The organism is Lederbergia galactosidilytica (assembly GCF_017873565.1).
GTDB lineage: Bacteria > Bacillota > Bacilli > Bacillales > Bacillaceae_C > Lederbergia > Lederbergia galactosidilytica.
Map to the genome: position 1 here is coordinate 42997 of NZ_JAGGKH010000018.1, position 12427 is coordinate 55423.

8 protein-coding genes are annotated in these 12427 nt (G+C 36.1%); all 8 read right to left on the bottom strand.

The annotated features are described in order from the left end of the window. Window positions 1-127 precede the first annotated feature (127 nt). On the bottom strand, window positions 128-1396 hold the full coding sequence (locus J2Z23_RS17155) for a hypothetical protein (RefSeq protein WP_057987908.1): 1269 nt from the start codon (window positions 1394-1396) through the stop codon (window positions 128-130). A gap of 2 nt (window positions 1397-1398) precedes the next feature. Continuing rightward, a complete protein-coding gene (locus J2Z23_RS17160) occupies window positions 1399-2061 on the bottom strand; it encodes a rhamnogalacturonan acetylesterase (RefSeq protein WP_209974668.1) in 663 nt (220 codons plus the stop codon). Between the two features lie 18 nt (window positions 2062-2079). After that, complete coding sequence (locus J2Z23_RS17165) at window positions 2080-2721, bottom strand: YesL family protein (protein WP_209974670.1); 642 nt, start codon at window positions 2719-2721, stop codon at window positions 2080-2082. Between the two features lie 541 nt (window positions 2722-3262). Further along, window positions 3263-5773, bottom strand: coding sequence for a glycosyl hydrolase (locus J2Z23_RS17170; protein WP_209974672.1), 2511 nt, complete (start codon window positions 5771-5773; stop codon window positions 3263-3265). 80 nt (window positions 5774-5853) lie between these two features. After that, on the bottom strand, window positions 5854-8187 hold the full coding sequence (locus J2Z23_RS17175; RefSeq protein ID WP_057987900.1) for an AraC family transcriptional regulator: 2334 nt from the start codon (window positions 8185-8187) through the stop codon (window positions 5854-5856). Window positions 8188-8314: 127 nt separating this feature from the next. After that, the gene (locus J2Z23_RS17180) at window positions 8315-9202 is read right to left on the bottom strand and encodes a carbohydrate ABC transporter permease (protein WP_238456130.1); all 888 of its coding nucleotides are present in this window, start codon (window positions 9200-9202) and stop codon (window positions 8315-8317) included. 226 nt (window positions 9203-9428) lie between these two features. Continuing rightward, window positions 9429-10358, bottom strand: a complete 930-nt coding sequence (locus J2Z23_RS17185; RefSeq protein ID WP_238482834.1) for an ABC transporter permease — start codon at window positions 10356-10358, stop codon at window positions 9429-9431. A 117-nt stretch (window positions 10359-10475) separates the two neighbouring features. Further along, complete coding sequence (locus J2Z23_RS17190) at window positions 10476-12011, bottom strand: extracellular solute-binding protein (protein WP_057987895.1); 1536 nt, start codon at window positions 12009-12011, stop codon at window positions 10476-10478. Window positions 12012-12427 lie beyond the last annotated feature (416 nt).

Below are 12427 nucleotides of genomic sequence, written 5' to 3' on the forward strand. Positions count from 1 at the left end.
CATCTCCCCTAAAAACAATGAGATGAAGACATTTGAAAATCTTACTAGAGAGCAAGTCGCTAAAGATGATAGAGTTAAAGTCCCCCAGATCTGGAAGACTTTATATAAAACATCATTCATTATTTTTTCAATATTCCCCTCCAGGGTACAGCGTCACGGAATAAAGCCGTTTTTCCTGTGCCAATGCCTTCTCATTTGCTATCGATAGATTGGATGGTTTACTTCCATAAATATAGGCATAATTATCATGATAGATCACTACATTCACATATCCACTCCCAAATAAGTCAGCATGGACGACATATCCATCTTCGGGAAATTGTACAATAGGATTCATAAACCCATCATATAAAGTCGGATTAACTCCTCCTCCCCTCCTATAAGCCAAAATATAATCTAATTCGTGATCATCCCAATCCCTCATCGTTTCAATAATGGTGAGCCATCCTTTTGTTTGACGATCTTCTTTCCAAATTTCTTTTCCATTTGAATCTAATAGAAATAAACCATCTTTTCCCATTTCGTTACCACGTATAATCCGATCAAGTCCAGCTATTTGCAATCCGGGTAAATCGTCTCGAAATTTTCCTAAACTAACATGCTGTGATTCAACCGACCCTTTATATCGCCACAACTCTTTCCCAGAGTAGTCATACATCACAGTCACACTACCACCAATAACAATCTGATGATCATTAGATATTGCGGGATTTACTTTTCCTACCCATATACAATCAGCATGGTCTGCCAAATTGGCACAGGACCATATTTTTTCTCCGTCCGCATTTAAAAAATCATAACCAGCCATTACCTCATCCCGACCATCTCCATCAAAATCAAAAACCCAAGGAAAATGACCAACATTGCCTTTATACGTCCATAACAATTGGAAATCTTTATTCATTGCCCATAGTTGTTGATAGCGATCCTTCAAAATGATATCTTGAGGAAATTTTCCTCCCGTCAGATTGGCAATAATGATACAATCATGAGCATATTCAGCTGGTAGGTCATGCATTTTCTTTATCTTTCCTGTCGCACCTTCTAAAATATAAAACTTCTTATGCATCACACATAGAACTTCATTTTCCCCATCCCCATCAATATCGTAAATTTGAACAGGATAATCTGAACCAGGACCACCGGGATTATCAACTGGATTTCCCTTTTGCCATAATACTTCCCCTTCCAAATTAAAAGCAGTCATCGATTGGATTTGGTGAGGGATATAACGGTCATCAATTCCCCCATCTGGCTGGACCATTAAAATATCCATTTTGCCATTTCCGGTTAAATCTCCAACATACATTTTTGTATTTTTCCCGGAAGCAGAAATATCAATCTCTCCTATTAGAAAAGGTTGCTTCGTTTTTCTTACTCCTCCTTCAATACCCATAATTATTCTCCTTTCACATAATTGGAAAGTTCGATACTTAAATCATTGATTCCTTGACTCACTAACTTGGCAATTTCATTAGCACCCTTTTCCGTGAAATGGGTGCAATCCGTTTCATTTACTGCAATCATAAAATAGGAGAAAATTTCATCATATCCAAGTGATGAGAATTTTTTAATGCTCTCTTGCATTAAATCAAACAGCAGCACATCATTTTCTTCCGCAACTTCTTTCATCGCATTGCAATAATCACCGAAATCGGCGAGAAATTCCCTACGAATATAATGGAGTCTTGCTACAGGTGTGATTAAAATTGGAATCGCCTTGCGATCACGAGCTATTTGAATATATTGTATTAAATAATCCTTATAATCCTCATAAGGCTCTGTATAGCGTTCAGGCCGTGATTTCGAAGAGTCATTATGCCCCATTTGGATGAAAAGATAATCATCCTTCTTCAATTGTTTTTCTATCTCTGCTAATCTACCCTCTGTAATAAATGTTTTCGAGCTTCTACCACCTATCGCATGGTTGAAAAATTGGACATCATCTATAAAATACTTTGAAATACATTGCCCCCAACCAGCCTGTGGGGCTCTACTAGAGTCATAAGTTTGAACCGTTGAATCTCCAGCTAAATAAACATTGATTTTCCTCTTCTCCAATTCACAACACTCCTCATATTATGCCTGTTTTTCTTGTAGTTTAGCTTGTTTATATTCTAATCTCATAAATGTTCGATAGGTAATCCACATTAAAACGAAACTTGATAAACTCGCACCCATCAAGAAAATAAATACCGGTAGTATGAAAAATATATAATACAGTGTCAAACAGGCTGCAATCGCATAAAGCGTGCGGAATGGTTGGTAAAGAGCCATCAAAATTGCATTTTTAAAATAAACAAAAAGTTTATTTTCATATTGAACATAGATGGGAAAAATATAAATTAACATGACCCCATAGATAACGGTCGCCACCAATAGAATAAACTGACTAAAAGCGGTGATCCATTCCCCATCTAACTCTAAAAAGTTCCAGTTGACATAAAGCATATAAGCGATCATGAGGAGAATAACCCCTAAGATATTCGCCTTCAAAAATTCACTTTTAAAGGTTTCCCAAAATGTTTTAAAAACAGGTAGATCATCCCTCCCCATCGCCCAATGACGAAAAATAGTGTACATCGCTACTGTACTCGGTCCCAAACCAAAAATGATCAATCCGAGTAATGTAAAACAGATCCAGAGTGCATTCACATAAAGCAAAAGTAACACGGTCTCACCAAATTGATAAAAGTTGTTAAAAAGTTTGTTTTCAAACAAAAGCTATCCCTCCTTTCTTCCAGTTATAAACGGGGGTGCCTCCAGAAGATCTTTTTCACCGTCTTCAGAAGTTATGAAGCTAACCAACTAAACTATCTTCGATTCTTAGCAATTTGCTTTGCGGAGATTGATTCATCATGCTTGTTTTTATCGGTGATCGAAAATAGTATGGGACGGATATCGCAAATGAATATGCTCCCTTTCCGCCCTTGCTCCAGGTTGTGTTTTATGCAGGTGTTAAGCAGTAAGAAAGTAGTGCTGGCGAAGCACAAAAGATTGCTCTTTAGGCTTGCCGCCAGACTGCGCGAAATTAATCTATGATGCAGCTCCTAATGGCTCATCAAGGCTTTTGCTAAGAGCCGAATAACTATATCATTAGCAAAATTTTATTGTTTTTTTGATCGAAAAAGCAGCCTGCATATACGAAAACTCTCTCAGGAGATCGCAAGGTCCTGGAAAGCGCAACCTGCTCGCTTTCCAACTTCAGTAGCCCTTTTTGCTCCTCGTTGGTCTTACATATTCCGTTCATTAGGATGACTGATCATTTCATATTTTCTACGCGATAATCCGAATACCCGATTTTATTTAACGACTCTGTTTCAAGTTCAATTTCTACTGGACCAACCAAGCCTGATCTAAGTGAGACTTGGTCCATGTGATTCGCCATACTATTGGTCACTTCTACTTGGATAATATTGCGGCCACTCTTTAAAAAGGCGGGATCAATCTTAAATTCATAAGGTGCCCACAATTCCACCCCTATTTCCTTCTGATTGAGAGATAACTTAGCAATTTCGTATACTTCACCTAGGTCAATCGTTAATTGCTTAATAGTATCCAAATCATCTAATTCGAAGCTATTTTCATAGATAATCGTTCCAGAAAAATACCTCATGCCTTCCCACTCATTCCATGGTTGAAGAAGTTCATCATTCACTGGAACTGGAATCTGATTGGTTTGCCATGCTTCATTTACTGTTATTTTCTTTTTCCGTAGTTCGAATGATTCTTCTATTTCTATAAATGATTCTTGATTAGGATCAACAGAATAGACAATCGATGATCTACGTGCAAGAGAAATAGGTAACATGCCATCTTCATACACTGGACATTTCTTTATCGTGGCCTTCCACGGATCCCATTTTTCAACTTTTCCTGTTTCCTTCAAACAAATTTGTCCCTCGTAATCCTCTTCCCCTTCATTTACGAGCAAATAGAAGGTATAATGTTCCTTCCGAATTTTACTAAGTCTTATTGATGGATCACTTGGGATTAAATGAAACTCATTACGATTGGATAGTGGAATTGCCTCCAAAATTTCTTCAGGTTTCTGAATATAAGTAGCTTTCATAATGACTAAAGGAGTTTCTTTCTCATTCCAAATAATAACTTTCCCACCATTTAATATAAATTCCTCTAATGCCTGTATAACCGGTTTTTCGATATGATGACTAGCTTCAATAACGACTACTTCATATTTTTGGTTAGCAATCCGAATAACCCCATCTTCGATTAAGCAGGAAGATTGTAAAAGCGATTCTTCCAAATAATTAAATTCAATTTGATTTTCATACAAAGGTTTCACGATTTTCCAAGGGAGAAAATCTTCCTCACATAGAACCGCAATTGATGTTTCATTCGTACTATCAGTCATTAGCCAGCTTAAACGCTTCATATATTGCGCAAATTGTTTATAATACGGCCACCAACTATTATTGGGGCCTACATCAGGTGGTCTCTCATGACTTCGTCTCTTTCCATCAATCGAATAATAGAAAGCATGTGGACATAAAAGATTCACTCCTCTTACAAGTAACCAATCCATATACCATTTCATGTCGCCCGGACTTAAAGCCCAATCGCTTTCTTTACTGCATACACCAAGAAACTCATTGAGATTTCTGCGCCGCCCGCGGTGTCTAGCAGCATCTGCAGAGCATTTTCCCGCTGTGGAATGATGCCCCCCTACAGCTTTCCCATCTTCAGGCGCAACCCAACGCCAAACCACATCTTGACCAGGTATTTGAAAGTGTTCTAATAAACCTATATCATCACTGGCCGCCGGATGACCAGTTAATGCAATATCATGATCACTACACCAGCTACTAATTGGCTGATAATAAGACTCCGTCATTTTCGCATTCACGGTTTTCCGATATTGTTTTCTAACAAAAGCTGTTCGTTCGCTCCCTTCAAACCATAGCAAAGGCAAGTCCACTTCTTCATTTCCATTTCTTTTATAAAAATCTAGAAATTGATTCGTCCATGGTTTTAGTCCTCTTAGCGAGCCCCTGCCTAATATATCTGGTTCATCCGTAAACATCGCAATAATTGTATTGCCAAAGTATGGTTCCAATCTTTCATAGTAAGTATCATGTGTCAGTTGAATAAATTTCTGGACGGCAGCTGGATTTAATAAATCAGTGGAAGCTGGCGCATTCTCTTCCCCATCATCTTCTCCGAAATGAATGCCACGAATTGTTCCACGAGAAAATGTTTCAACAAAAACTAAAATAGACCAATTACCATCATCTGGCGGAGTAAATTGAACTTTCCCATCTTTTAATTCAAGCAACCGAGTTTCATGATCACAAATAATGGACTCCGATTGTTTTTTAATCGCTTGCACAGAAACAACGTTTTCATTTTTTTTCACTAAATCTAAAACAATGTTATGAGTCCCAGGCTCACAAAGGTACTCGTTCATTTTCAAACCACGACTTGCATATTCGGGATTTTCTCTTACAACCTTACCGTTTGCCGATCCTGAAGGATACATAGCCTCATCATACAAAATAACAGACATACCTAATTTCTTAGCTTCTTGCACGGCGATTTCTACAAAGGTCATAAATTCATCTGATAAATATTCGATTTCTTTAGGGATTCCCATTCTTGGATGAAGAACAAAGCCATTCACTCCTTTTTCATGAAAATCATAGATCTGTCTACAAATCTTTTCTGCTGAGAGCTCGTCATTCCAGAACCAAAAAGGGATTGGTGTAAATTCCTCAGATGGATGAAGAAACTGTTCCTGGATGGAAATGTTCATTATCCACAACTCCTTACCGTTTTAACTCATTGCTAAGTTCAAATATTCTTTATCCTACGCATATACGAAAAATCATAGAACTATTTTGTTGCTTTCATTTTTCTAAATTGACTTGGTGGAACACCTACTTGTTTTTTAAAGATCCGATTAAAATAACTATGTCGATAGCCGACACACTCAGATATTTCATTAATTTTCATATTCGTATTTAACAACAATTCCTTAGCCTTATTCATCCGAAGTTCTGTAACATAATCGATAAAATTAATATTTAGTATCTTTTTAAATGATTTGCTTAATGTATAAGGAGTCGTTCCGGCAACATCAGCACAGCTCTCTAATGAGATTTCCTCCCTATAGTGTTCATTAATATACTCAACAACCATCTCAATATGACGTTTCATTTCTATATCCAACTGTCCCTCCAATAACTGGATATAAGGGGCAATAACTTCATCAATAATCCATTTGACCATCCATTCCGGCTCCCTAATTTGTGATAGTTCATCAAACATATTTCTTCCTTCAAACAACTCATTTGGATGGATACCAGAATGGAGAATTTCATGTTGAATCATACTAAATAATTGCAACATCCCTGGTTGGATATTAATTTCTTGAATACCATTTTCCTTTAATTCATTTAAGAATTTCCGAATTAACTGTTCCGTTTCCTCCATCTGTCCTCTTCTAATCGCTTGAACTACTTCTCGCTCTGTTTCAAACGGATAGACTACCTTAAAGCGCTTTCCATCTTTATTCCAATTTTGTAAATTTATCATTTGATTACTATTTTCAAAGCTTCGGTATTGTCTACCTATCATGACATTTTCAAATAAATAAGGGATTTTTTTCACTTCTTTAATTGTTTCACTGATTGTGATGGTCACGTTTAATTTTAAAATATCATTAATCATATTCGTAACATCTTGTGCAAAACTATTCAGTTGCAGATTTAAATTTGTATGTATAGGAGCCACAATGAAAACACCTACAGATAAATTGTGATAATTGACAACCGTACTTTGTTCAAAATAATCTTTCACATACTCCTCAACAATATTCATAGCTGTAAACGTAATTAGACTATCATCTTTTTCTAATCCCTTTAATTCAGATTGATACATACCCGTTAATTGTATATCAATTAATAAGTATTGTTGCTCATGAAGCTTCCATCCATAGTTTTCCATTCGGGCACGTAGCTCTTGCTCTGAGTAATCATATAAATAACCATTTCTTAGTTGTAACAGGAAGCTCTCTTTTAATTGAGGGATATGTGTTGAAAGACGTTGTTGAAGTTTTTCACTTTCAGTCGTAACCTTAATCCAGTTTTCTTTAATGATGTCAAATTCATTCTGGCTATGGTCTATACTGACAGCCGCTTCACCCACTGTGAACGCTGTCATTAATTTTTTTAATGGATTATAAATTCGAATGGATGCAAACCAAGTCATAATAATGGCTAAAATCAATCCTGAAAAACTTACAACTAAAATAAGATTAGAGATAAAAACGATTGGAGAAGTAATTGACGAAATTGGGGCAGCAGAAATATACAACCACTCTCCGCTAATTCTTTTCATCGTACCAAATGAGACTGAGTATTTTTCCTTCTCCCACTCTAAAGAGAACGAACCTTTTTTTGCTCCTTGTTCCAGAGCCATATCTTTTAAATTACGCACAAATTCAGATGACTTATTCGTGTTGGAAGACGCTAAAATTTCGCGATCATCATCCAATAAAATAGTGACGCCTTCATTATAAGGTGTTAGTGTTTCTAATAATTGCAGTAGTTTATGCTCATCAATCGTTAATATAATTGCCCCGAATGCCGGTCGGCTTACCCCCGGAATGTGATGGGATAGTATTAACTGTGCCCCGTCATTTTCATCACTTGGTTTCTGAAGTCGATTCCATTGAATCGATTGAGTTGTTTCAACAATGGAATGATAAAATAGTTTTTCTTTTTGCTCTTGGATAATATTGTAATTCGGATTGAATAACAAAGGTTGCTCGTGATCTAAGTACAATTCAACCTTGTCAATTAATGGGTTGCTCCCTTGTAAAATTAATAACTTCTTACTAATGTCTCTAGTTTCTAAAAAATCTTTAACGAAGTTGATATCCATTAATGAATAATCAAAGCGTGGATCAAACGCCCAATGCGACATTGAGATTTCCAGATATTCTAATTGATCAGAAATATTTATTGCTCGATCCACGATTTGATCTTCATGGGCCCCTGTTAATTCCTTCTCCACTTTACCAATTCCGAATGAATACAAACAAAAACCTAAAATAATTCCAGGAAAGGAAGCAATAAATAAGATTAAGATGAAATTCCCACGAAAATATCGACTCCGCCAACTTATCCCCTTTTTACTGCTCAATAGTTTTATTTTTCTAATCAAACCTTCCCCAACCCTTGTTTATGACATACAAGTCAGTTAGACTATCTATCTTTATTGTAAAACAAGGGATGACAAAATTCACTAAAATATTTAAATAATCTTAATTCGGTACATAGTAAGTTTTCCTTTATCCTTTTACTGATCCTAGCATAACTCCTTTAGCAAAATGCTTTTGTAAGAATGGATAAAATAAAAGAATGGGAACAGTCGCAATCACAATAACCGCTAATTTGATCGATTCTTCAGGCGGTTCATATAATGTTGCTTCACTCATATCTCCAATCCCTACATTCGCCACCATAACCAATTGTTGCAATAATAATTGAATTGGCCACTTTGTTGTATCTGTTATATATAAAAGTGCTTGGAAAAAGTCATTCCAATAAAATACCGCATAAAACAAAGTAAATGTAGCAATAACTGGTTTGGACAATGGTAACATAACGCGCCAAAACGTTTGTATTTCAGAGCAACCATCCATTTTAGAAGCATCCTCTAACTCCTTCGGAAGTTCCTGGAAAAATGTTTTGACAATAATGACATAAAATGGGTTAATCGCAAGTGGTAAAATTAACGCCCAAAGAGAGTCAAGTAAACCTAATCCCTTCACAAGCAAATATGTTGGAATCATTCCTCCACTAAATAACATAGAAAACAAAATTAAGTTTAAAATAACATTTCTTCCCATCATTTCTTTTCTTGATAATGGATAGGCAAATGTTAAGGTTAAGATTAAACTAATCAATGTTCCCACGATGGTAACGAAGACAGAAACACCTAAACTTCTAACGACTGAATCTGTTGAAAAAATATATTGATAAGCTTGTGTCGTAAAAGTCTCGGGAATAATGAAAAACGGCCTTGTCGCTAACTCGGATTCCGTTGCAAAGGACCCAGCAATAATATAAAGAAAGGGTACGACTGTAGCTAAACCTAGTATCCCTAAGAGAATAAAATTAAAAACGTCAAAGATTCTTCCGGCCGTTGTATTATGCATCTTATGCAATCGAATCAACCTCCTATTCTTAAGAAAAGCGCTAACGCCTGTATAACGACGTACAAGCTTGGACCATAAAATTAAACAGCTATGGACACGATGTGTTGACCAACATCCTGTTGCTTACGCAAAAGTTGTCTTTGAAAGCTTGCAAGTGTAGAGCGCTGGAGCTGGCTAACACACATGCCCCCAGTCCCAAAGTAATGCTATGAAAATCTTTTACTAGCTAATTTCTTAATAGAATTTAAAATAAACCACCTTGACCAAGTTTTTTGGCGAGTCGGTCTGCTCCGACGATCAGCACAATTCCAACTACGGATTTAAAAAGCCCCACTGCTGTACTATAACTGAAAGCACCTTCTGTAATCCCAACGAAATAGACGTATGTATCAAAAACATCTGCAACACCACGGTTTAATGAGTTAGACATTAAGTAGATTTGTTGAAATCCTGTATCCAAAAAGTTTCCTAATCTTAAAATAAGCAAAATGACAATTGTACTTCTTAAAGCCGGTAAGGTGACATGCCATAGTCGCCGAAAACGACCAGCCCCATCGACAATAGCAGCTTCATATTGTTCTTGGTCTACACTTGCAAGGGCTGCCAAAAAGATTACAGTCCCCCAACCAACTTCTTTCCAAATAATTTGCACCATAATCATTGGGCGGAACCAGCTTGGACTGGAAAGAAAATCAATTTTATGTCCTAACACATTCTCTAAAATGGAGTTTACAACACCACCACTTGTTGTTAAAAATACATAACTAATACTTGCTATTATCACCCATGACATAAAATGTGGTACATAGACTAATGTTTGTACAGCGCGCTTGTAAAGGTTGATTCTTATCTCATTCAATAGCAGAGATAAAATGATCGGTGCCGGAAAGTAAAATACTAGATCATATAATGCTAGTATGAAAGTATTGCGTAATAGACGGGTGAAATCAGGATTCATAAAGAAATCTTTAAAATGCTCAAAACCTACCCATGTACTTCCTGTAAATCCTAAAAATGGGGAATAATCTTGGAAAGCAATTAACACACCCCACATAGGAAAATACTTAAAGACGACAAAATAAACAATGCCTGGCAATAACATTATATAAAGCCATTTAAACTTTTTGATTTGCGCAATTACATTCTTTTTCTTTGGCGTTATTAACGGTTTCATTCCTGGGCTTTGTTCAAGATTTACGTTTTGCATTTAATCCCCCCTCAGGCTATATTTGCCGTTTTCCGATTGTAAATATAAGCAGGAGGTGACTTCACCACCTGCGTCTTTTATCCATTATTTGTTTGTTTCTTTATATAGATTGTTAATTTCTTCTAGATAATCATTTCCACCAGATTTCTTCCATAATTCAACCGCTTCATCCAACCCTGATTCATCAATTTGTCCAACTATATACTTAATACGTGCATCTTGGATAATGTTATCTAACTGCGTTCCTTTTTTAGAATATACCTCTGAAATAAAGGCCTCTGCTGGGTTGGGAACAACAATTTCTTCATTGGCTAATTTGACTTCCTCTTCTAACTCTCTTAGTGGTGTTGTCTTAGGCGTTAAACTTTTCGCTTCAGGAAGATACATTAACATTTGGTTGAGCCCATCTAGTTCCGAAAGTAATCCAGGATTATCCTTTGTCAGGTTCTCCATTTCTCCATCAACAATCTCATAATGTTTTCCTTCAATCCCGTTCTCTGCGAGGATTTGTGCCTCTTCATCATTTAACTTATCCAAGAATTCTAAAACCTTTTTCAATTCATCCTCTGTTTTTACTTTCGTTTTAGAAACGGCAAGCATACCTGAATAACCTGATGTTGGTAAATTGTGTAACCCTGTTTCGCCTTCTACTGCGCCAATAACTGTGATTGGATCCTTATTTTCAGGATCAGCATCAATTATTTTTTCTTGAATTCGATGTCCTTCATCTACGACATTGACTTGGACACCAGCTTTACCAGAAACTACTGGATCAGACCATTGAGCTGGATCCATGACAGCAAAATCTTCGTTCACAAGACCCTCGTCATATAATTTCTTAAAAAAGTCAAGAGCTTGCAAATAATTTTCGTGTAAAAAAGCCGGTTCTAATTCCCCTTTAGCATTTTCTCCCCATTTATTTGGAACACCGAACCATGTTTGCATAACATCCCATGGACCTTCATATTTAGAAACAACCATTCCATACGTATCGTCTTTGCCATTTCCATCTGGATCCTCTTCTTTAAACGCTTTCAGCATATTGTAAAAATCATCAATCGTTTTAGGTTCCTCTAAACCTAAATTTTCCAACCAATCTTTACGAATAATTACACCATTTCGACCAAGATCACGACTTCGATAAACACCATAAATATCTCCATTAACCGAACTATTGTTTAAGATAATTTCATTTGCTTGACTCAAATTAGGATAATCTTTTAGATATGGTCCAAGTTCCCAAAACGCTCCATCTCTCACTGCACTAACAAAACTAGGTGATTTACTAGGAACATACATAATATGCGGTAAATCTCCAGAAGATAGCGTGATATTAAATTTATCATCTAAATTACTATTTGGAACCCAGATCATCTTAATATCTGTATCCGTATAGTCCTGTAATGCTTCGATAACTGGACTAGTTGGTTTTGGCGGTTCTGTTGTAAAAGTAGGAACGAAAACCTCCAATTGCATTCTTTCTGAATCGGAATTTCCTTTCTCCCCTTGCTTTTCCGATTGACTTGTCTCTTTACCACTACTACACCCGGCAACGAATAGTAAAGTGAATATCACTCCCACAATGAGATAACTCTTTAAAGATTTTGTATATTTTCTCAATAAAGACCCCTCCATTAATTAAGTTTTAGATACTAATGCTTTGTTAGTAACATACTTCCAATATTATGACAAAACTCGCTTCATTTCTCCCTCCTTTTATTCTTTCAATTCGGATTTAATCGTGGTGTGCCTTGCTTATTCATAATTTAAAGCGTTTTCATTTTTCCTGCAATATTCATTTTTTGTATTTCCTTCTAGAACAACAAAAACCTTGTCAACATAAGGTTTTTCTCATAAAGTTTAATACTTTTTGGAGGAATAACACTTTTTTGCAAAGGATATTTTGTAGAAATAGCAAATTCCCCTTCATATTCTTAGAAAATAGCCCATACTAATTTAAAAAAATTACGATAAATCATAACATGATCTTCTATTTATCGAGCACAACTATTGATATATGAAATGATAGCTTCTCT

Excerpts from the sequence above, each read along its gene's own strand:
- J2Z23_RS17155 (WP_057987908.1), bottom strand. The coding sequence starts at position 1,396 with ATGGGTATTGAAGGAGGAGTAAGAAAAACGAAGCAACCTTTTCTAATA.
- J2Z23_RS17185 (WP_238482834.1), bottom strand. The coding sequence starts at position 10,358 with ATGAAACCGTTAATAACGCCAAAGAAAAAGAATGTAATTGCGCAAATC.
- J2Z23_RS17170 (WP_209974672.1), bottom strand. The coding sequence starts at position 5,773 with ATGAACATTTCCATCCAGGAACAGTTTCTTCATCCATCTGAGGAATTT.